The sequence below is a fragment of the Rhizorhabdus sp. P4_G6 genome (genome assembly GCF_056401045.1).
This window is the reverse complement of the sequence record NZ_JBFUKC010000005.1, coordinates 105,559-131,747: the sequence shown is the minus strand read 5'-3', so window position 1 is coordinate 131,747 and position 26,189 is coordinate 105,559. Positions and strand designations below refer to the sequence as shown.

Sequence of the window (26,189 nt, the reverse complement as noted above, 5' to 3'; positions counted from 1 at the left end):
CCTCAAGCCGTCGGGTCAGCGCAGTTCGCTGCGCTCGTCGTTCTTCACGGGCCGTTCGGCGACATCGTCGATGTCGAGCAGGATGACCGGCAACAGCCCGCGCCACGCATCTTCGCTGACCTGGATTTCCGGGTAGAGCATGTCCACAGGCATCGAGACCTGCTTGAGGCCGACCGTTCCCTTGGAAGCCACCGCCGGTGCTGCCGTAAGCGTGAAGAGCGCCAGAATCATATGTTTCAGCATACCGCCCCCATGTCCCTTTGAGAGGTTAGCATGCCGCAGCAAGGTTAAGAAATCGTCAGTCGAGCCGCTCGACCTTCTGCCCTGGCGAAGTCGTCACCGGGAAGCAGCTGAAGCCCGCCGCGCGGGCGTCGTTGACATAGTCCTGCGCGGCCGACGAACTGGGAAAGGGACCGATCAGCAGCCGGTTGGTGGCGCGGTACGGCGCTGTCCAAGGCGTGCGGCCGGCGAGCTGCTTGCCGAACTTCGACTTCTGCTTGGCCCATTCCTTGTCGAGGTCGGGCTTGTAGGAACCGCTGGCGATCTGCACCCAATAGCGCTCGGGATTGGCCTTCCTCGCCTTGGCTTCCTCCTTCTCTTTCTCCTTCTTCTCGGCTGCGGCCTTTTCGGCCGCGGCCTTCTTCTGGGCGGCACGTCTGTCCTGGGCCAGGCTGCGCGAATCGATGGCGCGCTGCTCGGCATCGGAGGCCGGATCGGGGGAAATGGCAGCGGCGGCGGACTGCGATGCCGAGCCGGCCTTGGCGGCCGGCCCCTCGGTCCTCACCATCAGCCGGCCGGCATTGTCGAACTGCACCTTCGGAGTGGGGGCGGCGGCAACCGGTGCGGGCGCCGCCTTGTTCGATGCCACCGGGCTGGCGGCTGCCATCTGCATCGGCACCTTGTCTTCCGGGAAGTGCCCGAAATGGACCGCCGCCGCCTTCTCGGCGGGCCTGAGCGTGGGTAGCCGCTCCAGAAAGGGCTTGAGCGCGTTGGATTGGTAGCGCGGCAGCACGGCATCGGCTGCGGCTTCCGCGCCTGCCGTGTCGCCGGTCATCGCAAGCACGAAGGCGCGTGCGCGCCACGCCGGGATGTCGCGCTTGCGCAACAGCGGATCGAGGATGGCGAGCGCGCCGACCCTGTCTCCGCTCATCGCCAGCGACAGCGCGAGGCGGCGGATCGCCTCGGGATCGGGGCGGACGCGCAGCAGCAGATTATATTCCGCCTGCGCCCGCCTGTTGTCGCCGCGCAGATCATAGGCGAGGCCGCGGTCGAGGGCGACTTCGAACGGCGCCAGACCGAGGTCGGTGGCGCTGTCGAACAGCTTCAGCGCCGCGCGCGGCTGCTCCTTCTGCACGAGCGCCGATCCGAGCCCTGCCTTGATGCGCCCGTCGCGCGGCGAGATCTTGTCGGCACGGACATAGAAGTTGATGGCGGCATCGGCGTCTCCGACCGCGAGCGCCGCAGCGCCCGCGCCCGACAGTGCGTCGAGGTCACCCGGATCACGCGCCAGCACGCGCAGATAGCGGGCCAGGCCTTCGGCGGGATCGCCCCGTGCCATCGCGTCGCGCGCCGACGCCATCGGGTCGACGATCAGCGGCTCCTCGCCGATCGGCTGGGAGGCCGCCCTCTGGGTGAGCGCCGGCATCGCGGCGAGCAGCACCGAGATAGAGATGATATGGTGTATCTTCATGGGCGCATCGCTTACAGACGTTCGCTTTGTCGCCGACAACAGGTGAATGGAGGCAGAACGCCGAAGCGGGGCCGGATCGCGCCTATTGGCGCGGCCGGCCCCGCGGGACGGCTATTGATTGCCCTGGCGGTTCAGGAAGCGCGGGATCTCGGCGCCTTCTGCAGCGCTATCTTCGGGTGTGACCTGTGCCTTGGCAGCGCCGCGCGCGATGTTCGACATCCGCTCGAACAGGGTCGCACCGGCGGCCGACTGACGGCGCACGGGCTCCGGTTCGGCGACCCAGCGGCGATTGCCCGCAGGCTCGGGCGTTTCCTCCGCCTTCGCTTCGGCAGCCGGGGTCGGCATCGCCGTCTCCGGCTGGAGCAGCAACTCGTCGTTGAACAGGTTGGTCAGCTCGAGCGGTTCGGCTGCGGCTTCGGGCGCCTCCAGGACGATGCGCTCTTCGGCGGGCGTGTCGGCGGCCGGCTCGATCGTCGGTGCCGTCAGGGGGGCGGCAGCGGCGGCCGTCGGTGCAGGCGCGGGTGTCGCAGCCGGCGGCACGGCGACCGAGCGCTCCTCGCGGGCCGGCGTGCGCGGCGGGAAGCTGAAGCTCTTCGACGGCTCCGGCATGGTCGCGGCATCGACCTCGATGCCGGTGGCGACCACCGACACGCGGATCTTGCCTTCCAGGTCATTGTTGAACGCGGAACCCCAGATGATGTTCGCATCCTGGTCGACCAGCTGGCGGATATGATTTGCGGCTTCGTCGACTTCGAGCAGACGCATGTCGTCACCGCCGGTGATCGAGACGATCACGCCCTTGGCGCCATTCAGGCTGACGCCGTCGAGCAGCGGGTTGGCGATGGCCTTCTCCGCTGCTTCGATCGCGCGGTTGTCGCCGGATGCTTCGCCGGTGCCCATCATCGCCTTGCCCATCTCGCTCATCACCGAACGGATGTCGGCGAAGTCGAGGTTGATCAGGCCCGGCATCACCATCAGGTCGGTGATGCCGCGGACGCCCTGCTGGAGCACCTGGTCGGCCATCTGGAACGCTTCCTTGAAGGTCGTGTTCGGGTTGGCGATCAGGAAGAGATTCTGGTTCGGGATGACGATCAGCGTATCGACATGCTTCTGCAGCTCCTCGATGCCGGCATCGGCCGAGCGCATCCGGCGGTTGCCTTCGAAGCTGAACGGCTTGGTGACAACGCCGACGGTCAGGATCCCACGGTCGCGCGCGGCCTTGGCGATGACCGGGGCGGCGCCCGTTCCGGTGCCGCCGCCCATGCCGGCGGCGATGAAGCACATGTGCGATCCGTCGAGCGCCTTCTCGACCGCATCCATGGTCTCTTCGGCGGCGGCCCGTCCTATTTCGGGACGGCTTCCGGCGCCCAGGCCCTGGGTGATCTTCAGGCCGAGCTGGATACGGCGCTCCGCAGGCGACGCATTGAGCGCCTGCGCGTCGGTATTGGCGACGACGAAGTCGACTCCCTGCACATCGGCGGCGATCATGTTGGCGATCGCGTTTCCGCCCGCGCCACCGACCCCGATCACGGCAATACGGGGTTTCAGTTCGTCGACTTGCGGGCGCATGAACTCGATCGTCATATTAAATCTCCTTTGCGGCCCTGTCCGCCAAACCGCATCATGCGGCGAATCTTGCCAGACGCGAATCGCCGAATCACGCGAAAAGTTGTGCTATCCACAATTTTCGGGGTTAACGGAGGCGAGGCGCCGAAACCCACGGTCAATAGCCACTCTTCAGGGCCGTGATCAGCCTTGATACCAGTCCGCTGGCCTGAGCGCGATGGACGGTCTGCGGTTCGGCCGAGAATGGTCTCAGGTCGGCCGGATTGGTCGCAGCAACCTGGGCGAGCCCGGCGAGCGTGGCGAAGGCGGGGCCGCTATGGGCATCGGGCAGCCCGTGCATCGTCTTGGGCCGGCCGATGCGCACGCTCCGGCCCAGCAATCCCTGCGCATAATCGGCGATGCCCTTGAGTTCGGCGCCGCCGCCGGTCAGCACCACCTGGCGGCCAACCGGCCCGACATAGCCGAGTTCGGTCAGCGCCTTGGCGACAGCGTCCATCCAGTGATCGAGCCGCAGCCGGATCACCTGGATCAGCTGTGCCCGGCTGATCCGCGGCGGTTCGGCGCCGTCCTCGGTTTCCTCGGGCGAGCCGATCTCGATCATCTCGTGATTGTCGCGCGGTGAGTTCTGTGCCGAGCCGTGGAAGCATTTAAGCCGCTCGGCCTGCGCGCGGCGGATGTTGAAGGCCGAGGCGATATCGTCGGTGATGTCGGAGCCGCCCATCGGCAGCGAGGTGAGGCCGACAAGCAGGCCGCCGGCGAACAGCGCCACATTGGTGACGCCGGCGCCCATCTCGACCAGCGCGATGCCCATTTCGCGGTCTTCCTCGGTCAGGCACGACACGCCGGTCGCGATCGGCGAGGCGACGATCGACTTGACGCCGAGATGCGCCGATCGGACGCATAGTGCGAGGTTGCGCACCGGTGACGGCTCCGCGGCGATGACATGGATCTCGACGCCGAGCTTGTCCGCGTGGAGACCGAGCGGATTCTTGACGCCGGTGAGGCCATCGAGCGTGTAGAGCGTCGGCTGGGCGTGGAGGACCATCCGCCCTTCGGGATTGAGCGAGCGCCGGCCCTGGCGGAGCAGCTCGTCGATATCCTGCTGCTCGATCTGGACGCCGCCCAGGTTGACCTCGACCTGCGCCACGTCGCTGACCAGCCCGCCGGCCGAAAAGCTTACCCAGACATGGTCGATATTGGTGCGGGCGATCGTCTCGGCCTGTTCGACAGCCTCGCGGATCGCCGCTTCGGTCGCCTCCATGTCGGCGATATAGCCGCGGCGCACGCCCCGGCTCTCGCGCTGGCCGGTGCCGAGCACTTCGAATTCGCCCGCCTCGTCGACGCGGCCGATCAGCGCCGAAATCTTCGACGACCCGATGTCGATGGCGGTGATCAGACCGTCGTTACGCGATTGCGCCATCACAGCTCCCTTTCCCCACATCGCCATGCACCCACCTCATGTCACCGACTTGGCGCTGAGTGGCGCTGGCGCTTCTATCTTGGTGCCGGGCTCGCGCGACATGCGGGCAACCACCCGGGTCGGATCGCGCATGTCGATCGATACCAGCCCCTTGCCGAGCAGGCCCGCGCGGCGATCCTCGAGCGCGAAGAAGGCGAGCGCCTTGGCCGCCTCCTCGTCGCCTTCCGGCAGCATCAGCTTCTCGCCCGACTGGAAGATGATGTCCCAGCGGCGGTCGCCCTGCCAGCTTGCGGCGGTGACGAGCGGCCTGAGCGACGGCGTCGTCGCGATCAGCCTGGCGAGTTCGGTGGCGCGGCGATTGGCGCCGGGGCCGACGACAACCGGCAGATCGGGCATCGCGCGGTCGTCGACCGGGCCGATCACCACGCCGTCCTTGTCGATCAGTGCGAGGCGGTGCTGATATTGCCAGATCGCCGTTGGCACGCGCTCGACGATGTCGACCACCAGCGTGTCGGGCAGCCGGCGCGAGACACGGGCGTCGGCGATCCAGCCGAGCTTCATCAGCTCGGCGCGGGTGCCGTCGAGATCGACCAGCGGCATCGGCCGGGCCTGCTGCCGCATGGCGATGTCGTAGACCACCGCGCTGTCGACCTGGCGGCGATTGAGGATCTCGACGTTGCGGACCTTGAAGCCGGCGTCGCCGATCCCGTCGGCGATCAGCAGGCCGATCATCTGGGGCAGGCCCATCGCGATCAGGCCGGCGATGATGCCGACGCAAATGCCGCCGCCGAGGATCCAGTTGCCCGTGCGCCGCAGCGTATCGCGCGACATCGGCAGATTGTCGACGGCGCGATCGATCGTCGACGCGCGGCGTTTGGCCGGCGTGCGGCGTGGCGGTGCATTGGTGCGCGGGCGCCGGTCGGCGGAACGGGCGCGGGCGGCGGTCATCCGCGCTCGCCCCGGGGCAGCGCTTCGTCGACGATAGCCTGGACGAGATCGGCATAGCTCATGCCGACGTGGCGGGCCTGTTCGGGCACCAGGCTGAGCGGCGTCATGCCGGGCTGCGTGTTGACCTCGAGCAGGTAGAGTCCGGCCTCGCCCTTCTCGTCGTCCCAGCGGAAGTCCGAGCGGGACGTGCCCTTGCAGTTCAGCAGGCGATGCGCGTCGAGCGCCATCTTCATCGCCGCATCAGCGATATCCTGCGGCACGTCTGCCGGGCAGATATGGGTGGTGAGGCCGTCGGTATATTTGGCCTCATAATTGTAGAAGCCGCTGGTGGGCACCAGCTCGGTCACGCACAGGGCGCGATCGCCGAGCACTGCGACGGTCAGCTCGCGGCCCCGGATGAAGGGCTCGGCGAGCAGGGTCTTGAAGCTTTGCCAGGGGCCATGCGCGTCACGATGAATCGGCGTGCCGTGATTGTCACGCTCTTTCACGATCGCCACGCCGACCGACGAGCCCTCGTTGACAGGTTTAAGCACATAGGGGCGCGGGATCGGGTCCGCTTCGTACAGGCTGGCGCTCGCGACGATCCTGCCCTCGGGCATGCGGATGCCGTGGGGAACGAGCTGCTGCTTGGTCAGCTCCTTGTCGATCGCGATCACCGACGTGGTGAGGCCGCTATGCGTATAGGGCAAGCCCATGAGGTCCATCAGGCCCTGCACCGTGCCGTCTTCTCCAGGCGTGCCGTGGAGCGCATTGAACACGACATCGGGCTTCGCCTCGGCAAGACGCAGCGCGACCTCGCGATCCATGTCGATGCGGGTGACGCGATGGCCGAGGCTCTCCAGCGCATCGGCGACGCCATGGCCCGAGGTCAGCGACACCTCGCGTTCCGAGGACCAGCCGCCCATCAGGACCGCTACGTGCAGCTTGGGGTGGGTCATGCCCAATTCCTCCCCGGCGCGGGGAACCGAAATCCGCTCACTTTGCCACCCTCGCGTCGTTCCGAAACAAGCCGACCCGTTGTATCTCCCACTCCAGTGTCACGCCCGACGTCGCCTTCACCTTCTCGCGCACCTCTTCGCCCAGCGCCTCGATATCGGCGGAAAGCGCCGTTCCGAGGTTGAGCAGGAAATTGCAGTGTTTCTCGCTGACCTGGGCGTCGCCGCGGGTGAGGCCTCGGCAGCCGGCCGCGTCGACCAGCGCCCAGGCCTTGTGACCATCGGGGTTCTTGAAGGTCGATCCGCCGGTGCGGCTGCGCAGCGGCTGGCTCGCTTCGCGTTCGGCGGCGATGCGGTCCATCTCGGCGCCGATCACCCCGGGCTCGCCGGGCACTCCCTCGAACAGCGCCTCGACCACGACGGCACCCTCGGGCAGTGCCGAATGGCGGTAGCTATAGCCCAGCCGCGCTGCGGGCCAGGTTTCCACGCTGCCGTCGCGCAGCACCACCGTCGCCTCGACCAGGATGTCGGAGGCGTCGCGGCCATAGGCGCCGGCGTTCATCCGAACCGCGCCGCCGACCGTGCCCGGGATGCCGCGGAGAAACTCAAGCCCCGCCACGCCCGCGTCGCGCGCGGCGCTCGCCACCGTGATGCCCATCGTGGCCGCTCCTGCGCGGACCCGATGGCCGGGCTCGATCGTCACTTTCGCGAAGCTCTTGGGCAGCCGCACGGTCACGCCCGGCACGCCGCCGTCGCGCACGATCAGGTTCGATCCGACGCCGACCGGGAACAGCGGAACTGCGGGATCGAGCTCTTTCAGGAAGTCGGACAAGTCCTGCGCATCGGCAGGGCGGATCAGCCACTCGGCAGGTCCGCCCGTCCGGAACCAGATGAAATCCGCCAGCGACGCACGCGCCTCCACGCTGCCGCGCAGGGGCGGCAGCCGCGGCGCTGGCAAGGTCGTGGCGGACGCGGGGCTCACTTCTTGTTGATGCCCCACATTGCCATCCACTGTTCCCACGCCCTGGCCTGCATGTCGGCGAGTTCCTTGGCCGCCTTGGCCGCGTTGTTGAATTGCTCGCCGCTGCCCATTGCCTTGAACGCCGCGTCGACGGCGGTCTTGTGCATGTGCAGGGCCTGGTCCTGCAGGAGTTTCCAGGACGCGAAATAGTCGGTCATGCTGCCTTCTCCTTGGTTATCGCCCCTGAGAGTCCCGCCGCCCATTTGGTGATATCACCGGCGCCCAGGCAGATCACCATGTCATCGGGGCCGATCGTCCGCGCCAGGGTGTCGGCCAGCGCATCCGGCCCGGAAATAGCCTGTGCGGCGCGATGCCCGCGCTGCTTGAGTCCGGCGACCAGCGCGGCGGCGTCGATGCCCTCGATCGGCGTCTCGCCGGCGGGATAGACAGGCGTGACATAGACGATGTCCGCATCGTTGAAGGCGGTCTGGAAGTCGGTCATCAGGTCGCGCAGCCGGGTGTAGCGATGCGGCTGGACGACGGCGATCACCTTGGCGCGGGCGCCTTCGCGTGCCGCGGCCAGCACCGCGCGGATCTCGACCGGATGGTGACCATAATCGTCGATGATCGTGGCGACGCCGTTGCCGACTGGCACTTCGCCGACCTTCGTGAAGCGTCGCTTGACGCCGCCGAACTTGGCGAAGCCGGTGGAGATGATGTCGTCGGTTATGCCCATCTCCAGCGCGACGCCGACCGCGGCGAGCGCGTTCTGGACATTGTGGCGGCCAGGCATCGGCAGGGTCACGCCTTCGATCCGGCGGGTGGCGCCATCACGGTTGCGGACGACCACGTCGAAGCGGTTGCCGCCGGGGATCGGGGTGACATTGTCGCCCCGGACGTCGGCCTGCGCCGAGAAGCCATAGGTCACGACGCGCCGGTCGCGAACCCGCGGGATGATCGCCTGGACCTCGGGATGGTCGATGCACAGCAGCGCCGCGCCATAGAAAGGAACATTCTCGACGAACTCGACGAAGCTGTCCTTTACCTTCTCGAACGAGCCGTAATGATCGAGATGCTCGGGATCGATGTTGGTGACGACGGCGATGGTGCCGTCGAGGCGCAGGAAGCTGCCGTCGCTTTCATCGGCTTCGACCACCATCCAGTCCGATGCGCCGAGCCGGGCGTTGGAACCGTAGCTGTTGATGATTCCGCCATTGATGACGGTCGGATCGACTCCTCCCGCATCGAGCAGCGCCGCCACCATCGAGGTCGTGGTGGTCTTGCCGTGGGTCCCGGCGATGGCGACGGTCGACTTCAGGCGCATCAGCTCGGCCAGCATTTCCGCGCGGCGAACCACGGGCACGCGCTTTTCCAGCGCCAGCTCGACCTCGGGATTGCCGCGCTTGATCGCGGTCGAGGTGACGACCACTGCGGCATCGCGAAGGTTTTCCGCCTTGTGGCCGATCATCACCTCGATGCCGCGCTTGCGCAGCCCCTCGACGACATAGCCTTCCGCGACATCGGAACCCTGCACCTTATAGCCGAGATTGTGCATCACCTCGGCGATGCCGGACATGCCGATGCCGCCGATCCCGATGAAGTGGATGGTGCCGATGTCAATTGCGACACCCTTCATGCGAATGCGCCTTTCAAAGGACGGAGTTCGAGATTTTGTACCGGGATGGGATCCATGATCGGGGAGAGCCCGATCCGCTCGACCAGGTCGGCGAGATCCTCCGCGGCGTTGGGGCGGCCGACGCCATAGGCGCGCCTGGCCGCGTTGATCAGCGCCTTGGGATCGAGCGCCAGCTTCTGCATCTGCTTGGCCAGCTCCTGCGGCGTGAAGTTCTCCTGCCTGATCGATCGCGCGCCGCCGACTGCCGCGAGTTCGCGCGCGTTGGCGGTCTGGTGATCGTCGGCGGCAGACGGCAGCGGGATCAGGATCGCGGGCCGGCCGGCGACGCTGATATCCGCGATGGTCGACGCGCCGGCGCGCGCGATCACGAGATGCGCCCAGGCGAGCCGCTCGGGCAGGTCGGTGAAATAGGTAGCGAGATCGGCGGGGATGCCCAGCACCTTATATTTGCTGCGCACCGCCTCGATGTCCTCGGGGCGGCATTGCTGGGTCACCTGCAGCCGGCGGCGGAAGCCCTGCGGCAGCAGCGCGAGCCCGTCGGGCACGACATCGGAGAGAATCGACGCACCCTGGCTGCCGCCGGTGACGAGCACTCGGAAGATGCTGTCGGGGCCGATTTCGGGAAAGGGCTGGTTGCGGATGTCGCGAACGACGTCGCGCACCGGATTGCCGACGAGGAAGGTCTTCTCCTCATATTTCGGCTTGAGTCGCTGGACCTGCGGATAGGCGGTGGCGATCGCGTCGACCTTGCCGGCGACGAGCCGATTGACCCGCCCGAGCACCGCATTCTGCTCGTGCACCAGCGTCGGGACGCGCGCCTTGAAGCCGGCGCGCAGGGCGGGGAGGGCGGGATAGCCGCCGAAGCCGATCACCGCCGCCGGATCGAAGGTCTCGTAGAGGGTTCGCGCCATCGCCGTACCCGCGCGAATGTCGCGCCAGGCCTTCAGCCATGCGCGCGGGCCGCCGCCAAGACGCCCCGCCGGGATGATATGGGTCTGGACGCCGTCGAACAGGCCCGGGATGCGCGCGCCGCGCTCGTCGGTGACGAGGGCGACGCGGTGGCCGCGGCGCATCAGCTCGGCCGCCAATGCATGCGCGGGGACCATATGGCCCCCGGTCCCGCCGGCCGCGAGGGCGAAATGGCGAACGATCGTCATCGGCCGTTCCAGCGCACCGTATAGGCGGCTTCCTTGAGGTGCGGGTTCTCGCGGGTGAAGGCGAGGAGCAGCCCGAATCCGATCGACAGCGCGATCATCGACGAGCCGCCATAGCTGATGAACGGCAGGGTCATGCCCTTGGACGGCGCCAGCCCGACATTGACCATCATGTTGATCAGCGCCTGCAGCCCGAATTGCGACACGAGGCCTGCAGAGGCGAGCAGCAGGAAATCATTCTCCTCGCGCAGGAGGCGCAGGCAGACGCGGGCGACGATGGCGAGATAGAGGCAGGCGATGGCGATGCACGCGATCAGCCCGAACTCCTCGCCGATCACCGAGAAGATATAGTCGGTGTGCGGCTCCGGCAGGGTGAATTTCTCGGTTCCCGCACCCGGGCCGGTCCCCAGCAGTCCGCCGTTGGTGAGCGTGGCATGGGCGCGGTCCATCTGGTAGGTGTCGCCCTGCTTGAACAGGAATTTGTTGATGCGTTCGGTGGCCACCGAATAGAACAGATAGGCGGAGACGACCGCGGCGAGACCGCCCGCGCCAAGCATCCCGAGCAGCTTGAGCGACGCGCCCGACAGCATCAACAGCACGATCCATACCGAAACGAAGATCACCGTTTGGCCGAAATCCGGCTGCTTCATCAGCAGCACCGCGATCAGAGCCATGGGCAGGACCGAGATCAGCGCGAAGGGAATGCCCGGATTGCGGGTGCGCAGCGAGAAGAGCCAGGCCATGCCGACCGCGAACAGCGGTTTCAGGAACTCCGACGGCTGGATCTTCGCCGGGCCGAGCGCGATCCAGCGTGTCGCCCCGTTGGCGGCGCTGCCGACGACCGGCACCAGCGCCAGTAGCAGCAGGAAAATACCGCCGCCGATCAGCGCCATCCGCCGCGCGACCTTTACCGGCAGTGCCGAGACGCCGATCATCACCGGCACGGCGATGATCGTCCAGGCGAGCTGCATCCAGAAATAGTGGCGCGCGGCGACGGTGACCCCATTGCCCGAATAGCGCACGCCCGCCGCCGGCGAGGCGGCGGCGACGGCGATCAGGCCGATGCCGATCAGCATCGTCACCAGCAGCAGCAGGACGCGGTCGATCTCCCAGAACCAGCGCGCGAAGGGCGTGCGCTTGCCGCGCCCGAACCGGGAGCGCTTCACGGGGCGGGGCGACGGCGGGACGGCAGAGTCGAAATTCACCGAGACGTTCATAGCGAAAGCCCCTTCACCGCGCGACGGAAAGCGTCGCCGCGTGCTTCATAATCGCCGAATTGGTCGAACGATGCGCATGCCGGCGAGAGCATCACGACCTCGCCGGGTCTGGCAGCGGCGGCGGCATCGCGCACCGCTTGGTCGAGCGTGCCGCTCTCGGTAACGGGCTTGCCGGCATCCTGGAGAATCCGCGCGTACATCGGGCCGGCCTGGCCGATCGTATAGGCGGCGACCACATGATCGAACTGCGGTGCGCAGTCGTCGAGATCGTCGGTCTTTGGCAGGCCGCCGAGGATCCAGTGAATGCGCGGATAGGCGGCCAGCGCCGGCGCGGTCGCGGTCGCGTTGGTGGCCTTGCTGTCGTTGACGAACAGGATGCCGGCCTTCTCGGCGACCCGCTCCATCCGATGCGGCAGGCCGGGATAGGTCGCGAGACCCTTGTCGATCGCACCCTCCGGGATCTCCAGCGCGCGGGCGACCTGTATCGCGATGACGGCGTTCTGCGCGTTGTGCGGTCCCTGCAGCGCCGGCCAATGCTCCTGGCCGGATACCTCGGCCGAAGACACGCCGATCACCTGGGGATAGCGCGATGCTATCGCCCGGCTCGGCGCATCCTCGACGGCGATGATCGCGACATGCTCGGGTGACTGCATCGCGAACAGCCGTTCCTTGCTGTCGGCATAGCCCTGGAAGCCGTCATAGCGATCGAGATGATCGGGGGTGATGTTGGTCAGCACCGCGACGTCGCAGTCGAGGCTGAAGGTCAGGTCGATCTGATAGCTCGACAGCTCGAGAACGTAGATGCCGTGCTTTTCGAGCGGATCACGGCCCATGATGGGGAGCCCGATGTTCCCGCCCATCAGGGTCGGCACGCCAGCCGTTTCGATGATGTGCTTGATCAGCGCGGTCGTGGTCGACTTGCCGTTGGTGCCGGTGATGCCGACGACCTTATGGGCAGGGAGGTCGGCGCGCGCCTGGGCGAACAGCTCGATATCGCCGATCACGGGCACGCCGAACTGCGCGGCGTGCGCTACGATCGGATGCTTGTTCAGCGGCACCCCGGGCGACACGATGACGCTCTCATATTCGCTGAGGTCGGAGGCGAGCGGATCGGCCGGGGTGGCGCCGCCCGGAAGCTTCGCGCGCGCTTCCTCCTTTCCGTCCCACGCGGTGACGCGGGCGCCGCTCGCCAGCAGCGCCTCGACGGCCGCCAGTCCCGAGCGCGCCAGCCCGAGCACCGCGTAGGTCTTCCCCGCAAAGGCGCTGCTCGTGATCACCGCAACTTGAGCGTCGCGAGGCCGGCGAGGGCGAGGACGAAGGCGATGATCCAGAAGCGGATCACGACGGTCGGCTCGCTCCAGCCGAGCTGCTCGAAATGATGGTGGATGGGCGCCATGCGGAAGATGCGCTTGCCGGTGCGCTTGTAGAAGAACACCTGGAGGATCACCGAGACGGTCTCCATCACGAACAGGCCGCCGACGATCGCCAGGACGATCTCGTGATGCGCGACCACCGAGATCGCGCCGAGCGCTCCGCCGAGCGCCAGGCTGCCGGTGTCGCCCATGAACACCGCCGCCGGCGGCGCGTTGAACCACAGGAAGGCGAGGCCGCCGCCGATGATCGCCGCGGTCATGATCGTCAGGTCGCCCGCCCCGAAGACATGCGGAATGCCGAGATAATGCGCGAATTTGGCGTTGCCGACCAGATAGACGATCACGAAGAAGGCGAGGCTGGCGATCACCACCGGCATGGTGGCGAGTCCGTCCAGCCCGTCGGTCAGGTTCACCGCATTGCCGAAAGCGACGATCACGAAGGCGGCAAACAGGATATAGAAGGGGCCGAGATCGATCACCGGTCCGTTATAGAAGGGCAGGTACAGCTCAGTGCCGTTGCCCGACACGATCAGCCAGCTTGCCAGCCCGGCGATGACGAATTCGCCCAGCAGGCGAACCTTGCCCGAGACGCCCTTGTGGCTGCGCTTCGTCACCTTGTCGTAATCGTCGAGGAAGCCGATCAGCCCGAAGCCGAGCGTCACGCCGATACAGGCCCAGACATAGCGGTTGGTAAGGTCCATCCACAGCAACAGCGAGACCATCACCGCGATCAGGATCATCAGTCCCCCCATCGTCGGCGTGCCGACCTTGGCGAGATGGGTCTGCGGGCCGTCGGCGCGGATCGGCTGGCCTTTGCCCTGGCGAATGCGCAGCCAGCCGATGAAGCGCGGGCCGATGAGCATGCCGATGAACAGGGCCGTCAGCGCAGCCGCGCCCGCGCGAAAGGTGATGTACCGAATGAGGTTCAGGATTCCCGGAAACCCGAGCTGATCGGCAATCAGGTAGAGCATGTCGTCCTTTCGCCGGCTCCTGCCCTCGAGCGCAGATGCTCGACGAGGCGCGAAAGGCCGATCGCGTTCGATCCCTTGATCAATATGGCATCGCCGGGCGCGATCAGTGTCTCGATCGAATCGAGCGCCGCGCCGGCGTCGGGCACATGCGCGAAATCGATGCGTCCCTCAAGAGCGTTGGCGAGCGCGGTCATCTCCGGGCCGACGAGCAGTGCAAAATCCACCTTGGCTTCGTGCAGCGGCCCGGCGAGATCGGCGTGGTAGGCGGGCGATCCGGCGCCCAGCTCGCGCATTTCCCCGAGCACGGCTATCCGGCGCTCCGCCTTCTCCTCGCCCAGCATCTTGATCGTCGCCGCCATCGAGGCGGGGTTGGCATTATAGCTCTCGTCGATGACCAGCGCCGTGCCGCCGCCGGCGGCGACGTGGCTGCGTAGCCCGCGCCCGGGCAGGCCCGCCATGTCCGCGAAGGCGAGGCCGGCGGCGGCCAGGTCGCCACCGACTGCCCAGACCGCGGTGATCACCGCCATGGCGTTCGATACCCAATGCTCGCCTGGAGGCGCGATGGTGAAGGTGAGCTCGGCATCGGGAAGGATCAGCGATACCAGGGTGCCGTTGTCGAGCGGCACCATGTCCTGGATGTGGACATCCGCGGCCCGGTTGGCGCCGAAGGTGAGGATCCGGCCTGCGAAGGGCCGGGCGGCGGCGAGGAGCCGCTCGCGGTGGGGGCTGTCATAGGGAATGATCGCGGTGCCGCCAGGCTCCAGTCCCTGGAATATCTCGCCCTTGGCCTCGGCTATCGCGGCCTCGCTTGCGAAGAATGCGCTATGGGCCGGGGCGATGGCGGTCACGATCGCGACATGCGGACGGACCAGTCGGGTCAGCGCGGCCAGTTCGCCGCTATGATTCATCCCCATCTCGAAGATGCCGATGCGCGTATCGGCCGGCATCCGGGCGAGGCTCAGCGGAACGCCGGTATGATTGTTATAGCTTTTGACCGATCGATGGACCCTGCCGCGCAGCGACCGGTCGAGGCAATCGAACAGGGCTTCCTTGGTGCCGGTCTTGCCCACCGAACCGGTGACGCCGATGATCTGGCCCTTCATCCGGGCGCGGGACGCGGCCGCCAGCGCGTCCAGTGCCGCCATCGTATCGGCGACTCGAACATGCGGGCCGCTGCAGGCTTCCGATACGATCGCGCCGGCGGCCCCTGCCGCGAAGGCCCTGTCGAGGAAGCGGTGCCCGTCGGTCGCTTCACCCTGCAGCGCGATGAACAGGTCGCCGGCGCCGATCTCCCGCGAGTCGAAGGCGACGCCGCTCGCGGAGAAATCGCCATGCACTTCTCCATCGACCGCCGCGGCGATGTCGAAGGCGGTCCAGAGCGGGGTCATGCCGCGCACTCCCGCGCCACGCCGACGTCGTCGAACGGCAGCACGCGCATCGTCTCGCCGGCACCGATGATCTGGCCCTGCTCATGGCCCTTGCCCGCGATCAGGACGATGTCGCCGCCCTGGGCCTCGCCGATTGCGGCGGCGATGGCCTCGCGGCGGCCTGCAACCTCGATGGCGCCGGGCGCGCCAGCCATGATGTCCCGACGGATTGCGCCGGGATCCTCGCTGCGGGGATTGTCGTCGGTCACGATCGCGCGGTCGGACAAGCGGGTCGCCACCTCGCCCATCAGCGGGCGCTTGCCGGTATCGCGATCGCCGCCCGCGCCGAAGACGGTGATGAGCCGATTGGCGGCGTGCGGGCGCAGCGCGCTGATCGCGGCTTCGAGCCCGTCCGGCGTGTGCGCATAGTCGACATAGACCGGCGCGCCCGTCTTCGTGATCGCGGCGCGTTCCAGCCGCCCGCGGACCGGCGCCACCCGCTGGAGATTGGCGAGGGTCAGGTCGATCTCGCCGCCAGTGGCGATGACCAGGCCTGCCGCGACGAGCGCATTGGCAGCCTGATAGGCGCCGATCAGCGGCAGCTTGAGCTCGCGTGCCTGGCCGTCGATTTCGAGGCGCAGGGTCTGGCCCAGCGCGGTGGGGGTGCGATCGAGCAGCCGGATTGCCTCGCCCTTGGCACCAACGCTGAGCAGCCTGATGCCGCGCGCCGAAATCGCCGCCAAGACATCTGCCGCCTTGTGATCGTCGACCCACACCACGGCGGTGCCGTCCTGATCGAGTACCTCGGTGAACAGCCGCAGCTTGGCGGCGAAATAGGCCTCCATGGTGCCATGATAATCGAGATGATCGCGGCTGAGATTGGTGAACGCGGCGGCGCGGACCGGCAGACCCTCGGTGCGATACTGCGACAGGCCGTGGCTCGATGCCTCGAAGGCGGCATGGGTGACGCCCTCGCGGCGCAGCCCGGCCATGTTCGACAGGAAGGTCACGATGTCCGGCGTGGTGAGCCCGGTCGAAACCTGCTCGTCCGCGGTCGTGACGCCGAGCGTGCCGATCGACGCCGCGTGGTAACCCGCCATCCGCCAGAGCTGGCGGGTCAGCTCGACCGTCGAGGTCTTGCCGTTGGTGCCGGTGACAGCAACCGTCGTCTCGGGGAAAGGGGCGAAAAAGCGTGCGGCGAGCGCGGCAAAGGCGCGGCGCGGCTCGGCATCGCTGACATGGACCGCCCCTTCGACCGCCACGCCGGGCGCCGAGATCACCGCGACCGCACCATCGGCGATCGCCTGGCCGATGAAATCCTCGCCGTTGAAGCGCGCTCCCTTGAAGGCGCCGAACACCGTTCCCGGCGCCACCTTGCGATGATCGATGGCGAAGCCGGTGATGCGGGCCTGTCCTGCCTCGGCGGGTATGTCCGGGAGAAGATCAGTCAATCGCATGGATCGAGGTCTCTTTCTGCTCGCCCTCTTTCGCCTTCAGCTGCTCTTCGTAGACATAGGGAAGCAGGTCGGACAAATCGATGTCCTTGCTGGGATCGGGAATGATGCCGAGGAGCGGGCCGATGCGGGCGATGATGTTCTTCACGGCGGGCAGCGCGGTCCAGGCGGCAGTGCGGAAACCATAGGTCTCCTTGATGCCCTGCGGCTCGTCCATGGTGACGATCACGACATAGCGCGGTGCGTCCATCGGGAAGACGCCGGCAAAAGTCGTGACCAGGCTGTTATGGATGTAATGGCCATTGAGGTTCTTTTCGGCGGTCCCGGTCTTGCCGCCGATCCGCAGGCCGGGAAGATTGCCGCTCTTGCCGGTGCCATGGGTCACCACCAGCCGCATCAGCTGCCGCATCCGCGCGCTGGTCGCCTCCGAGATGACGCGCCGGCCCGCCGGCACCGTGCCGGGCGCCCGCTTGAGCATCGTCGCGGGACGCATGATCCCACCGTTGACCAGCGCCGCATAGGCATTGGCGAGGTGGAGCTGGCTCACCGCGATGCCATGGCCATAGGCCGTCGTCATGACGGTGGTCCGCGCCCAGAAGCCGGGCCAGAGCGGCTTGCCGCGCGCACCAAGCTCGAGATCGACCGGGCGATCGAAGCCCAGCTTGCGGAAGAAGGCGGAGGTCCGCGCCTCGCCCAGTTCGTCGGCGATCCGCGCGGTGCCGATGTTGCTCGAATGGATCATGATGTCGGGGATCGACATCCAGCGATTCTCGGGATGATCGTCCCGGATCGTGAAGCCGCCGACGTGCAGCGGCGCGGTCGCGTCATATTTCTTGCCGAAGTCGGTGATGACGCCGTTTTCGATGGCGTTGGCGAAGGTGATCATCTTGAAGGTCGAGCCGAGCTCATAGACCGAGCTGATCGCGCGATTATAGCGGGCGTCCGGACGAAGCGGATCGGTGCCGACGGGCACCAGTCCCGGCGCATTGGAGTTGAACACCGGCAACGACGCCATCGCCAGTATTTCGCCGGTGTGCACGTCGAGAACGATGCCCGCACCGCCGACGGCGCTATGCTTGATGACCTGCGCGGCGAGGGCGCTCTCCATCGCGGCCTGCACCCGGCTGTCGAGTGACAGCGCCACCGGCTGGCCGGCATTGGCAGGGCTGGTCAGCCGCTTGTCGAGATAGGCCTCCATGCCACTCACCGGCACGCCGCCGATGTCCATATAGCCGATCACCTGGCTCGCCATGGTGCCCTGCGGATAGAAGCGCTTTGGCTCGGGAACCTCCTCGATCGCCGGTTCGCCGAGCAGCCGCACGGCGTGGATCTTGGCCGGCGTCGCGCCGCGCTCGAGATAGACGAACTTGCGCGGGCCGCGCAGGATGCGCCGGTAATAGTCGATCGGCCGTGATGGGAAGAGCCGCGCCAGCTCGGTCGCCAGCTTCTCCTTGTCTCCGATCACCCGCGGCGGGCGCACGGCCAGGCTGGCGCCCTTGATGGTTGCGGCGAGCACGACGCCATTGCGATCGGTGATGTCAGCGCGCGGACCCGCGGCGGCCGAGACGGCGCTGCGATCGGGCGCGTTAAACAGCGCGAGATAGAACAGGCGCAGTCCGATGATGCCCGTGAGCAGCGCAAACAGCAGCATCAGGATCATCAGCCGGTAATGTGCGATCCGGGTCGCGTCGTTTATCTTGGCGAGGGCGCGATCGCGCGGCGGGGCGAGCCCGACGGCGATCGCGTTCATGGCCGCGCTTTGCGCGGGCGGCCGGCGGATCCCTCGTCGCCGAGATCGGCGAGGAAATCGTCGCCCAGTCCCGCCCTGGCCGGCCGGTGCTGCGCGATCTCCTGGATCGGCGAAGGCGTCGAGGGCGCCAGCGCCGACGGCTTGGCCTGGACGAAGCTGGCCTGACGCAGCGTCGGTTGCGCGATCTGAGGCGATGGCGTCGCGGCGGCCACGGTCTTGATCGCCCGTGCGCGCATGCCCCCATCCTCGATGACGTTGAGGTTGACCTGGCTGACCGCGCCATGGCTGGCGACGATAGCCGGATCGAGCGGCAGCGCTGGCGCCGTCTGTGGCTGGGTGAGTGCCACCAGCTTGATCGCGCTGTCGACGAACTGGCCGGCACCGGGAGCCTGCAAGCCGTAGACCCGCTGATTCCAGCTTTCGATCTGGGCGAGCCCGCCGCGCGTGTCGATCTCGGTGCGGAGTTGGCGGATCTCCTGATTCGTCGCGGCGATCTTGCGCTCGACCCCGGTCAGCTCCGCGCGCTTCGTCGCCACGGTCTGCGACACCATGTAGAAGGAGAGCGCTGCGGCGCAGATGCCCCCAGTCCAGACCACCTCTCTGAATCGGGTCGTGATCATCCCAGACGTCCTTCTTTTTGTGCAGCGGGGCCCCATGGCGAGGCCTCGGTCCGACGTGCGACGCGCAATGTCGCCGAACGGGACCGGGGGTTGCGGGCAACCTCGGCATCGCCAGCACGCACCGGCTTGGCGACGGCCTCGAAGCTTGGACGCGGCCCCCCGCCGCGCACGTCTGGAAGGTGCCGCGAGCCGGCCGGGGTCGCCCCGCTTCGCTCGCGCAGGAAACGCTTTACAATCCGATCCTCGATCGAATGGAACGACACGACCGCGAGGCGGCCGCCCGGGCGAAGCACCCGTTCGGCGGCAGCAAGGCCCTGCTCCAGTTCGTCGAGTTCGGCATTCAGGTGGATCCGGATCGCCTGGAAGGTGCGGGTGGCGGGATCCTTCTTCTCATGCGGCCGATGGCCGAGCGCGCGGCGCACCACTTCGGCCAGCTGCGCGGTCCGGCTGATCGGGCGCGCCGCCACGATCGCACGCGCGACGCGGCGTGCTCGCGGCTCCTCGCCCAGCTCGTGCAGCACGTCGGCGATCTCGGCCTCGTCGGCTTCGTTGAGGAAATCGGCCGCGGTCATGCCGGCCTGCTCCATGCGCATGTCGAGCGGGCCATCGGCTTGGAACGAAAATCCGCGGTCGGCCTGGTCGAGCTGCATCGACGAGACACCGATGTCGAGGGTAACCCCATCGACTTGGTCGACACCGCGCTCATGCAGGGCCTCTGCGATCCGGGAAAAGCGATCGGATACCAGGATCAGCGCCCCGTCATTCTCCGCTTCCAGGGCGCGGCCTTCGGCGATGGCGTCGGGATCGCGGTCGAAGGCGATGACGTGCGCCCCGGTGCGCAGGATCGCGCGCGTATAGCCGCCCGCCCCGAAGGTGCCGTCGACATGCGTTTCGCCTGCCTTGGGGGCCAAGCCGGCGAGCACCTCGTCGAGGAGCACCGGGATATGCGGTGCGGCATTCTGGGAGGCGGTGGCGGTCATGCGCGCTCCTTCCGCTTGGCCAGCAAGTCGTCCATCTCCTCGAGGACGTCTTCGGATTCGGCATCGAGGTTGGCGCGGAGAATTTCGGGGTTCCAGATGCGGAAGCGTCGGCCGCGGCCGACGAACAGCGCATCGCTGCCGATCTGCGCCTTGGCGCGCAGTCGCTCCGGCAGGATCATGCGGCCTGCGGAATCGTAGCCGACATCCTTCATCTGCGGATAGGTCTTGGCCTCGAGCTCGTCGAGCACGTCGCCGTGCAGCTGGCCGGTCTGTTCTGCCATGCGGGCGGCATGGGCGTTCATCTGCTCTTCGGTTTCGGCGATCTGCAGCGCGTCGCTGACCTCGATGCACGGCAGGGTCGGGTGCTTGGCCATGCGCAGCGTCTTTTCGAGACCCTTGGCCACGTTTCCGGTGGTGCAGCGGATGTCGATGGTCTGGCGGAAGGCAGCCGGCAGCGAGACCCGCCCCTTGGCGTCGACGCCGTTCAAATGAACGTCATTGAAGACCGCACCCGCCGCCACCGCGTACCCCGTTCGGGGGAGGAGGATCGCCGGAGCCGCGCTGCCCTTTCCGGACGGCGGGAGGCGTCAATACGCCGGGCGATATTCCTAACCCCATTTCACCGCCTGGATGTACTTGGTTTGGGTCGGGTTTTCAAAGCCTTTTTATACCATTTCGTGGTTTTAGCTGCCTTCAGGCTGTGGATTTCAGGAATCCTGTGGACAGCGCCGCGACCTGTGCGCGACCGCGGGGCGCGGGAAACCGGCACTGCCGGTGCGGACAAGGCTGTGGATAACTATGTCGAGAACATTGAGGGCGAGTGGCGCCGCGCTACCCCGGATCGGTGGTGACAACCTCAGGCCGGTCGCCTAGCTGGAGTGGGCGCGGCTTTGCGCGCGACTCGATCGAGTGCGAATCGCAGCCCGAGTTCCGCCCCGTTATTTCGTGGACTGCGGTCCGGGGTCGTCGCCCGCTGTGCCGCCCGGCGCGACGCCGAGCTCGGCCAGCGGGTCAGCTGGCGCGACTTCGCTATTATTGCCGGCAGCCGACGAGCCATTGCCGCCGGTGGCATTGTCCTTGGAATGGAAGCCGACGATGGCGGCAGCCAGCAGCACGACCAGGAACACCACGGCCAAGCCGGTAATGCCAATCCGCACGCGCTGCATCAGCCGGTAATCCCCATAAGCGCCAACTTCCGCCAGGCTCGGGCGGAGGTCAATTGCAAATGTTAAGCCGTTCGGCCGTCGTCGCGACGATCACGTCCCGTTCAGCGGTTGAGCAGGGCCGGGACCGGCAGTCCTTTTGCCTCCAGCCAGGCCGGATTGTACATCGACGAGAGATAGCGCATCCCGGAATCGCACAAGATGGTCACGACGGTCTTGCCCGGCCCCAGCTCCCGGGCGAGCGCGATGGCCCCGGCGACGTTGATGCCGGAGGAAAGACCGACGCACAGCCCCTCGTTTTGCAGAAGCGCGAAGGCCTGCTCGAGGCCCTCCTCGTCGGAAATGCGGAACTGGGTGTCCACCGGCGCGCCATCGAGATTGGCGGTGATCCGGCTCTGCCCAATGCCTTCGGCGAGGCTCGATCCCTCCGCCTTCAGTTCGCCATGCGCAAAATAATTGTAGAGCGCAGCGCCGTGCGGGTCGGTGAGACCGATCACGATATCCTCGCTATACTCCTTAAGCCCGAGGCCGACCCCCGCCAGCGTGCCGCCGGTGCCGACCGCGCAGGTGAAGCCGTCGATCCGGCCGCCGGTCTGCGCCCAGATCTCAGGTGCGGTGGTACGGATATGAGCCAGTCGATTGGCGGTATTGTCGAACTGGTTGGCCCAAAGCGCGCCCGGCGTCTCCTCGGCTATGCGTCGCGATGTATGCACATAATGGGCAGGGTTCGAATAAGCGGTCGGCGCGACGAGGACGAGCTCGGCGCCCAGCGCGCGCAGCGTGGCCTGCTTCTCCTGGCTCTGGGTGTCGGTCATCACGATGATCGTGCGATAGCCGCGCGCATTGCCTACCAGCGCCAGGCCGATGCCGGTGTTGCCCGCCGTGCCCTCGACGATGATCCCGCCCGGCTCGATCAGGCCGCGTTCCTCCGCGTCGGTGATGATCGCCAGCGCTGCGCGGTCCTTGACCGAACCGCCAGGGTTCATGAATTCGCACTTTGCGAGAATTTCACAGCCGGTCGCTTCGCTCGGGCCCTTCAGTCTCACAAGCGGGGTGTTGCCGATGAGAGCGAGCGCGTCGTGCGCAATCTTGTCTTGTGCCATTGGCGGAATCTAGCCGAGCGCGGTCGCGCTTGCCAACATAGCTTCTCTTTGGCGTTCGTCTGTGCTGCTTGTCGGCGTTGATGACCCGCAAAGCCAGTTTTCCGCCCGTCGTCGGCCCCGAGACCCGTCTGCTGCTGCTGGGCAGCTTACCGGGCGAGGCATCGCTGCGCGCAGAGCGCTATTACGCGCATCCGCAAAATCAGTTCTGGCACTTGATCGGCGCGGCGATCGGCCGGGAAGAGTTGAATCAACTCGCATATGCCGAGCGCCTGGCCCTGCTTGGCGCCGCGGGTGTCGGCCTGTGGGACGTCGTTGCCGACGCGGTGCGTCCGGGTAGCCTCGACGGCGCGATCCGCGACCACCGGCCGAACGACCTGGCTGCCCTTGTGGCGACCCTGCCTGCCCTGCGCGCAATCGGGTTCAACGGAGGGACGGCCGCGCGAATCGGCCGCAAGATGATCGGCGCTGTGGCCGAACTGGAGCTGATCGACCTCCCGTCGAGCAGTCCGGCCTATACGCTCGCCTTCCCGGAAAAGCGGCTGAGCTGGCTCCGCCTGCAGAGATTTGTGGAACATTCCACCTGATCCGGGGTCTGATCGCAAAAAAACCGATGTTCATGCAGGCTTCATGGCGTTCCTGTACTTGACGCACCGCACAAAAGGACCACAAGCACCGCCGCTATGTACATCCAGACCCGCTACATCACCGCCGCCGTTCTCGGCTCCGCTCTCATGCTCACCGCATGCGGCAAACCGGAAACCATCACTGCCAGTGAATCCGATCCCGATGCCGCGGCGCTCAATGCTGCCGCGCCGGTTGAGCTTCCGCCGATGGTGACGCAGAGCCGGACCTACCGGTGCAAGGACGCCAGCCTCGTCTACGTCGACTTCTTCAGCAACAACACGGCTGCGTACAAGACCTCGAAGGAGGGCACGCCCACAATGTTGAAGGCCGCGGAGGCCGGCAAGCCCTACACCGCGGACGGCTATTCGGTGAGTGGCGATGGCCCGCAGGTCGAGATCGCAGCCCCCGGCAAGCCGGCCCAGAGCTGCAAGGCCTGATCCCTTTCCCTTGAATTGCAAGGCCGGCGCGAGCGATGCTCCGCCGGCCTTTTTTATGCCTATGCAGGCAAGTGGCACACGTCGATCCAGCTGGCGCCGGTCAGCGCGGCCAGGCGATCGGGGCTGATCTGCACCGATGCGGTGCGCGCGCCCGCCGCAGGATAGACGACAGTAAAGTCGCGCAGCGAGATGTCGCAGTAGATCGGCAGTGGCCGGGCAAGCCCGAACGGACATATACCGCCCACGGGGTGCCCGGTCAGGGCTTCAACCTCCGCGCGATCCAGCATCCTTGGACGCCCGCCGAGAGCGTCCTTCGCTTTTCGGTTGTCGAGGCGGGCGTCACCGCGCGCGACGATCAGCATCACCGCGTCGCCGATTCGCACCGACAGCGTCTTGGCAATCTGGCCGGGCAGGACGCCAAGCGTCTCGGCGGCCTCGTCGACGGTGGCGGTGCTCGCTGCCTGCGTGATGATAGTGATCTCGGGCGCATGCTCCGCAAAGAAGGCGCGGACGGAGTCGAGGCTCATGGATTCAGCCCTTGCGGACGATGAGACCGAAGGGGACGCTATTCCCGCGAACGGCTGAGCCGCCGAAATTAAGCTGGGCGACGCTGAAGCCGCGCGAGATCAAGGTGATGGCGGTGCGCTCCAACTCCGCTCGGGGAATGGGGCCGCCGGCCGCGACCGCCATGTCGAGCATGTGCACTGCATAGCCCCCAGGTCGGAGCAGCTTCATCATATCGAGCAGCGCCGGGACCAAATTGCGCGCGGCATAGGCCTGGGTGGCCACGCCGATCGACCAGGTGAAATCGAACCCTCGCTGATCGGCGGCCGTCTCCGCCATCGACAGCAGGACAGCCGGCAGGGCGCCATCGGGAGCGGGCTGGGTATCGAGCCGTGCGCACGGCAAAGGATCCGCCGCGAAATTTGGCGTTCCCTCTTCGGCCGGCAGAGCCAGCAAGACTTCGCAGCCAGCGGCGCTCATGGCCGGCGCAAGCGCCCTGCCTGCACGTCCGAAAGCAAGGCCGCGGCCGCCGGGGCGCAGCATTTCATACCGATCCAGCACCTGGGCGATAAAGGCGAGTTCCCAGCGTGCGGCATTGCTCGGCGGAGCTGGGGTCAATGTCGCCGCCCACCGGCCGAAGTCGGGTTCCGCAAACTGATCCTCGGTCATCGCCTGCGATACCGGGTCACGGAATGATGGCCTGACGTCCTCGATCAGCCTCGACGGCATATCTAGGGCGGCCGTGCCGAGCCGGGTCGGCAGCAGCAATTCCTCGGCCGCGCGTCCCTCGGCCGCTTCGAGCTCCTCCACCGTGATGGTCAGGCCCGATGCGCTGGCGTCGGTTCCGCCCGTGCAAAAGCCGTATGCGGCATAGGCAGCGCCCGCCACGCTGAGGATCGAGATGGTCAGCCCGCGCTCCGCGGCGGCACGATCCGGAAGATGCAGGCGCGATGAGGTGACGAAAACGGCGTCGCGGCCGCTATCCGGGATGAAGGCATTGATGTTGACCTGAAGTTCGCCAAAGCTCGCCTTCAACCCGTCGAACCTGATATGGAAGATCAGCCGGCCGGGTGGGAACTCCACATAAGGCGTGTGGAAGACATAGCGTGGATCGGGGCCGCGTTCCGCCCCGCCGAGCGAACGGATAGCACTGCTATGCCCGATCAGGAATCCGAAGGGATCGAGCGTGCGAACCGCGTCCTTGATATTGGCATCCATGATCGCGGCTCTTAGCGGCGGAGCGCTGGGATATCCAGCGAAGCCGCTCTCGCTGCGACGGGATTATCCTTCATGGGGGCGTTTGCGGCCAGCCTTGGCCCAAGGTTGGCCGATCCAGCGCCGGTAGATGTCATGGGTGAGCCATAACAATGGCACTCGGCGCTCGGCGAGTCCCGGCAGGCTCCAGATGTCGAGCCCGGCGAAGGGGAGGAACGGGTTGCGGCGGCTATAGGCGAACAGTTCCAGGCGGGTAGACGCCCGCTCGCTGCGGCCTCGCGCATGGAAGCCGAAGGTATCCGCGATGACGAGCGTATTGGCCGGAACGGCAAAGGCGGTCGGCTCCGGCAGGCCAAGAGACGTCAATTGCCCCCTTTCGATCCGGAACGAGCCGCGTGCCGAAAGATAATCTCCCTCGCTCCGGGCTGTGAGGCTGCGACCATGCTCCCATGCCAGCCGCTCCGGGGTCAGTCGGTGCGATCCGGCGACATAGGTCAGCGGACCGTCTTCGAGTGTCACGTCTTCGAGGAACAGCCAGGCCTTCATCGTCGGGTGAAAGGTGTCCGCGTGGAGGTTTGTCTGGGGATCCGGCGCCGCGTCGTAACGCTGGCTGAGGATCGCCTGGACGTAAAGCAGCGGCTCGATGTCGAAGCTCGCCACATATCTCGCCAGCGCGCGCCAGCGCCGATCGCGCAGAAAGGCGCGCATCGCCGGGACCGCATCCAGCAATTCGGGGTCGGCCGCGTAGCGGCGGGTGATGGTGTCGCCCTGGACCATTTCGCGCGCAGGCCCCTGCCATGCGAGCAGTTGCTCACGAAGCGCCGCGAAGATGTCGGGCGGCAGGAAGTCGCGTTTCATGACGAAGCCGTTGCTTTCGAACGATGCAATGTCGACGGGGTCCGCCCGCTTCGCGAGCCGGGTGCGGCGGCGCTCGGCCATCGCATGTGCAAGCTTGACGCGGCGCACATGCAGGCCACGCCGGTTGAGGCGTTCCGACCCGATCAGCGGATTATCGAGAAAGGATTTCGCGCCGGTCAGAAGTTGCATCGCCCACCAGGGCGCAAGCAGCAAGCGCAGGATCGAACCGGTCATGCAGCGGTT

Annotated in this window: 26 protein-coding genes; 2 read left to right on the top strand and 24 right to left on the bottom strand. The window is 66.9% G+C overall.

Annotated features, from left to right (window positions below):
- Positions 1-15 precede the first annotated feature (15 nt).
- The 21 genes from AC1DPF_RS07970 to AC1DPF_RS07870 form a co-directional block, all read right to left on the bottom strand.
- A complete protein-coding gene (locus AC1DPF_RS07970) occupies positions 16-231 on the bottom strand; it encodes a hypothetical protein (protein WP_477868927.1) in 216 nt (71 codons plus the stop codon).
- Positions 232-298: 67 nt separating this feature from the next.
- Positions 299-1,690: an SPOR domain-containing protein gene (locus AC1DPF_RS07965; protein ID WP_477868929.1), complete on the bottom strand. Its 1,392-nt coding sequence runs from the start codon at positions 1,688-1,690 to the stop codon at positions 299-301.
- A 111-nt stretch (positions 1,691-1,801) separates the two neighbouring features.
- Positions 1,802-3,274, bottom strand: a complete 1,473-nt coding sequence (ftsZ, locus tag AC1DPF_RS07960) for a cell division protein FtsZ (protein ID WP_477868931.1) — start codon at positions 3,272-3,274, stop codon at positions 1,802-1,804.
- Positions 3,275-3,413: 139 nt separating this feature from the next.
- Positions 3,414-4,676 carry a cell division protein FtsA gene (ftsA, locus tag AC1DPF_RS07955; protein WP_477868933.1) on the bottom strand — a complete coding sequence of 421 codons (1,263 nt, stop codon included), beginning with the start codon at positions 4,674-4,676 and terminating at the stop codon, positions 3,414-3,416.
- A gap of 36 nt (positions 4,677-4,712) precedes the next feature.
- A complete protein-coding gene (locus AC1DPF_RS07950) occupies positions 4,713-5,624 on the bottom strand; it encodes a cell division protein FtsQ/DivIB (protein ID WP_477868935.1) in 912 nt (303 codons plus the stop codon).
- Positions 5,621-6,562, bottom strand: coding sequence for a D-alanine--D-alanine ligase (locus tag AC1DPF_RS07945; protein WP_477960609.1), 942 nt, complete (start codon positions 6,560-6,562; stop codon positions 5,621-5,623). The genes AC1DPF_RS07950 and AC1DPF_RS07945 overlap by 4 nt, the downstream gene beginning before the upstream one ends.
- Positions 6,563-6,599: 37 nt before the next feature.
- Positions 6,600-7,559, bottom strand: a complete 960-nt coding sequence (gene murB, locus AC1DPF_RS07940; RefSeq protein WP_477868939.1) for a UDP-N-acetylmuramate dehydrogenase — start codon at positions 7,557-7,559, stop codon at positions 6,600-6,602.
- On the bottom strand, positions 7,538-7,738 hold the full coding sequence (locus AC1DPF_RS07935) for a hypothetical protein (RefSeq protein ID WP_477868941.1): 201 nt from the start codon (positions 7,736-7,738) through the stop codon (positions 7,538-7,540). The genes murB and AC1DPF_RS07935 overlap by 22 nt, the downstream gene beginning before the upstream one ends.
- Positions 7,735-9,156 carry a UDP-N-acetylmuramate--L-alanine ligase gene (murC, locus tag AC1DPF_RS07930; RefSeq protein ID WP_477868943.1) on the bottom strand — a complete coding sequence of 474 codons (1,422 nt, stop codon included), beginning with the start codon at positions 9,154-9,156 and terminating at the stop codon, positions 7,735-7,737. Before murC ends, AC1DPF_RS07935 begins: the two co-directional genes overlap by 4 nt.
- Positions 9,153-10,313: an undecaprenyldiphospho-muramoylpentapeptide beta-N-acetylglucosaminyltransferase gene (murG, locus tag AC1DPF_RS07925; RefSeq protein WP_477960607.1), complete on the bottom strand. Its 1,161-nt coding sequence runs from the start codon at positions 10,311-10,313 to the stop codon at positions 9,153-9,155. Before murG ends, murC begins: the two co-directional genes overlap by 4 nt.
- Positions 10,310-11,527 carry an FtsW/RodA/SpoVE family cell cycle protein gene (locus AC1DPF_RS07920; RefSeq protein ID WP_477868947.1) on the bottom strand — a complete coding sequence of 406 codons (1,218 nt, stop codon included), beginning with the start codon at positions 11,525-11,527 and terminating at the stop codon, positions 10,310-10,312. The genes murG and AC1DPF_RS07920 overlap by 4 nt, the downstream gene beginning before the upstream one ends.
- Positions 11,524-12,804, bottom strand: coding sequence for a UDP-N-acetylmuramoyl-L-alanine--D-glutamate ligase (gene murD, locus AC1DPF_RS07915; RefSeq protein WP_477868949.1), 1,281 nt, complete (start codon positions 12,802-12,804; stop codon positions 11,524-11,526). Before murD ends, AC1DPF_RS07920 begins: the two co-directional genes overlap by 4 nt.
- Complete coding sequence (gene mraY / locus AC1DPF_RS07910; RefSeq protein WP_477868951.1) at positions 12,801-13,871, bottom strand: phospho-N-acetylmuramoyl-pentapeptide-transferase; 1,071 nt, start codon at positions 13,869-13,871, stop codon at positions 12,801-12,803. The genes murD and mraY overlap by 4 nt, the downstream gene beginning before the upstream one ends.
- Positions 13,859-15,259, bottom strand: a complete 1,401-nt coding sequence (locus tag AC1DPF_RS07905; RefSeq protein ID WP_477868953.1) for a UDP-N-acetylmuramoyl-tripeptide--D-alanyl-D-alanine ligase — start codon at positions 15,257-15,259, stop codon at positions 13,859-13,861. Before AC1DPF_RS07905 ends, mraY begins: the two co-directional genes overlap by 13 nt.
- Positions 15,256-16,695 (bottom strand): UDP-N-acetylmuramoyl-L-alanyl-D-glutamate--2,6-diaminopimelate ligase, encoded by a 1,440-nt coding sequence (locus AC1DPF_RS07900; RefSeq protein WP_477960605.1) that lies wholly within the window; start codon positions 16,693-16,695, stop codon positions 15,256-15,258. The genes AC1DPF_RS07905 and AC1DPF_RS07900 overlap by 4 nt, the downstream gene beginning before the upstream one ends.
- Positions 16,682-18,442 (bottom strand): peptidoglycan D,D-transpeptidase FtsI family protein, encoded by a 1,761-nt coding sequence (locus AC1DPF_RS07895; RefSeq protein WP_477960604.1) that lies wholly within the window; start codon positions 18,440-18,442, stop codon positions 16,682-16,684. The genes AC1DPF_RS07900 and AC1DPF_RS07895 overlap by 14 nt, the downstream gene beginning before the upstream one ends.
- Positions 18,439-19,062: a hypothetical protein gene (locus AC1DPF_RS07890; RefSeq protein ID WP_477960602.1), complete on the bottom strand. Its 624-nt coding sequence runs from the start codon at positions 19,060-19,062 to the stop codon at positions 18,439-18,441. The genes AC1DPF_RS07895 and AC1DPF_RS07890 overlap by 4 nt, the downstream gene beginning before the upstream one ends.
- Positions 19,059-20,042: a 16S rRNA (cytosine(1402)-N(4))-methyltransferase RsmH gene (rsmH, locus tag AC1DPF_RS07885; RefSeq protein ID WP_477960600.1), complete on the bottom strand. Its 984-nt coding sequence runs from the start codon at positions 20,040-20,042 to the stop codon at positions 19,059-19,061. Before rsmH ends, AC1DPF_RS07890 begins: the two co-directional genes overlap by 4 nt.
- A complete protein-coding gene (locus AC1DPF_RS07880; RefSeq protein ID WP_477868963.1) occupies positions 20,039-20,530 on the bottom strand; it encodes a division/cell wall cluster transcriptional repressor MraZ in 492 nt (163 codons plus the stop codon). Before AC1DPF_RS07880 ends, rsmH begins: the two co-directional genes overlap by 4 nt.
- 450 nt (positions 20,531-20,980) lie before the next feature.
- Positions 20,981-21,208, bottom strand: a complete 228-nt coding sequence (locus tag AC1DPF_RS07875; protein ID WP_477960598.1) for a hypothetical protein — start codon at positions 21,206-21,208, stop codon at positions 20,981-20,983.
- 101 nt (positions 21,209-21,309) lie between these two features.
- Positions 21,310-22,308, bottom strand: coding sequence for a cysteine synthase A (locus AC1DPF_RS07870; RefSeq protein ID WP_477868966.1), 999 nt, complete (start codon positions 22,306-22,308; stop codon positions 21,310-21,312).
- 80 nt (positions 22,309-22,388) lie between these two features.
- Between AC1DPF_RS07870 and AC1DPF_RS07865 the strand changes: the two genes are divergently transcribed.
- Both AC1DPF_RS07865 and AC1DPF_RS07860 read left to right on the top strand, forming a co-directional pair.
- Positions 22,389-22,892, top strand: coding sequence for a DNA-deoxyinosine glycosylase (locus tag AC1DPF_RS07865; RefSeq protein WP_477960596.1), 504 nt, complete (start codon positions 22,389-22,391; stop codon positions 22,890-22,892).
- Positions 22,893-22,988: 96 nt separating this feature from the next.
- A complete protein-coding gene (locus AC1DPF_RS07860; RefSeq protein WP_477960594.1) occupies positions 22,989-23,369 on the top strand; it encodes a hypothetical protein in 381 nt (126 codons plus the stop codon).
- 59 nt (positions 23,370-23,428) lie between these two features.
- On the opposite strand, the gene AC1DPF_RS07855 is transcribed toward AC1DPF_RS07860, so the two are convergent.
- The 3 genes from AC1DPF_RS07855 to AC1DPF_RS07845 all read right to left on the bottom strand — a co-directional run bounded on the left by AC1DPF_RS07855 (position 23,429) and on the right by AC1DPF_RS07845 (position 26,180).
- The gene (locus AC1DPF_RS07855; protein ID WP_477868972.1) at positions 23,429-23,896 is read right to left on the bottom strand and encodes a YbaK/EbsC family protein; all 468 of its coding nucleotides are present in this window, start codon (positions 23,894-23,896) and stop codon (positions 23,429-23,431) included.
- Positions 23,897-23,900: 4 nt separating this feature from the next.
- A complete protein-coding gene (locus AC1DPF_RS07850; protein ID WP_477960592.1) occupies positions 23,901-25,091 on the bottom strand; it encodes a hypothetical protein in 1,191 nt (396 codons plus the stop codon).
- A gap of 63 nt (positions 25,092-25,154) precedes the next feature.
- Positions 25,155-26,180, bottom strand: a complete 1,026-nt coding sequence (locus tag AC1DPF_RS07845; protein ID WP_477960590.1) for a phytanoyl-CoA dioxygenase family protein — start codon at positions 26,178-26,180, stop codon at positions 25,155-25,157.
- Positions 26,181-26,189: the final 9 nt, after the last annotated feature.

Excerpts from the sequence above, each read along its gene's own strand:
- AC1DPF_RS07970 (WP_477868927.1), bottom strand. The coding sequence starts at position 231 with ATGATTCTGGCGCTCTTCACGCTTACGGCAGCACCGGCGGTGGCTTCC.
- AC1DPF_RS07965 (WP_477868929.1), bottom strand. The coding sequence starts at position 1,690 with ATGAAGATACACCATATCATCTCTATCTCGGTGCTGCTCGCCGCGATG.
- ftsZ (WP_477868931.1), bottom strand. The coding sequence starts at position 3,274 with ATGACGATCGAGTTCATGCGCCCGCAAGTCGACGAACTGAAACCCCGT.
- ftsA (WP_477868933.1), bottom strand. The coding sequence starts at position 4,676 with ATGGCGCAATCGCGTAACGACGGTCTGATCACCGCCATCGACATCGGG.
- AC1DPF_RS07950 (WP_477868935.1), bottom strand. The coding sequence starts at position 5,624 with ATGACCGCCGCCCGCGCCCGTTCCGCCGACCGGCGCCCGCGCACCAAT.
- AC1DPF_RS07945 (WP_477960609.1), bottom strand. The coding sequence starts at position 6,562 with ATGACCCACCCCAAGCTGCACGTAGCGGTCCTGATGGGCGGCTGGTCC.
- AC1DPF_RS07935 (WP_477868941.1), bottom strand. The coding sequence starts at position 7,738 with ATGACCGACTATTTCGCGTCCTGGAAACTCCTGCAGGACCAGGCCCTG.
- murC (WP_477868943.1), bottom strand. The coding sequence starts at position 9,156 with ATGAAGGGTGTCGCAATTGACATCGGCACCATCCACTTCATCGGGATC.
- murG (WP_477960607.1), bottom strand. The coding sequence starts at position 10,313 with ATGACGATCGTTCGCCATTTCGCCCTCGCGGCCGGCGGGACCGGGGGC.
- AC1DPF_RS07920 (WP_477868947.1), bottom strand. The coding sequence starts at position 11,527 with ATGAACGTCTCGGTGAATTTCGACTCTGCCGTCCCGCCGTCGCCCCGC.
- mraY (WP_477868951.1), bottom strand. The coding sequence starts at position 13,871 with ATGCTCTACCTGATTGCCGATCAGCTCGGGTTTCCGGGAATCCTGAAC.
- AC1DPF_RS07905 (WP_477868953.1), bottom strand. The coding sequence starts at position 15,259 with ATGACCCCGCTCTGGACCGCCTTCGACATCGCCGCGGCGGTCGATGGA.
- AC1DPF_RS07900 (WP_477960605.1), bottom strand. The coding sequence starts at position 16,695 with ATGCGATTGACTGATCTTCTCCCGGACATACCCGCCGAGGCAGGACAG.
- AC1DPF_RS07895 (WP_477960604.1), bottom strand. The coding sequence starts at position 18,442 with ATGAACGCGATCGCCGTCGGGCTCGCCCCGCCGCGCGATCGCGCCCTC.
- AC1DPF_RS07890 (WP_477960602.1), bottom strand. The coding sequence starts at position 19,062 with ATGATCACGACCCGATTCAGAGAGGTGGTCTGGACTGGGGGCATCTGC.
- rsmH (WP_477960600.1), bottom strand. The coding sequence starts at position 20,042 with ATGACCGCCACCGCCTCCCAGAATGCCGCACCGCATATCCCGGTGCTC.
- AC1DPF_RS07875 (WP_477960598.1), bottom strand. The coding sequence starts at position 21,208 with ATGCAGCGCGTGCGGATTGGCATTACCGGCTTGGCCGTGGTGTTCCTG.
- AC1DPF_RS07870 (WP_477868966.1), bottom strand. The coding sequence starts at position 22,308 with ATGGCACAAGACAAGATTGCGCACGACGCGCTCGCTCTCATCGGCAAC.
- AC1DPF_RS07865 (WP_477960596.1), top strand. The coding sequence starts at position 22,389 with ATGACCCGCAAAGCCAGTTTTCCGCCCGTCGTCGGCCCCGAGACCCGT.
- AC1DPF_RS07860 (WP_477960594.1), top strand. The coding sequence starts at position 22,989 with ATGTACATCCAGACCCGCTACATCACCGCCGCCGTTCTCGGCTCCGCT.
- AC1DPF_RS07855 (WP_477868972.1), bottom strand. The coding sequence starts at position 23,896 with ATGAGCCTCGACTCCGTCCGCGCCTTCTTTGCGGAGCATGCGCCCGAG.
- AC1DPF_RS07850 (WP_477960592.1), bottom strand. The coding sequence starts at position 25,091 with ATGGATGCCAATATCAAGGACGCGGTTCGCACGCTCGATCCCTTCGGA.
- AC1DPF_RS07845 (WP_477960590.1), bottom strand. The coding sequence starts at position 26,180 with ATGACCGGTTCGATCCTGCGCTTGCTGCTTGCGCCCTGGTGGGCGATG.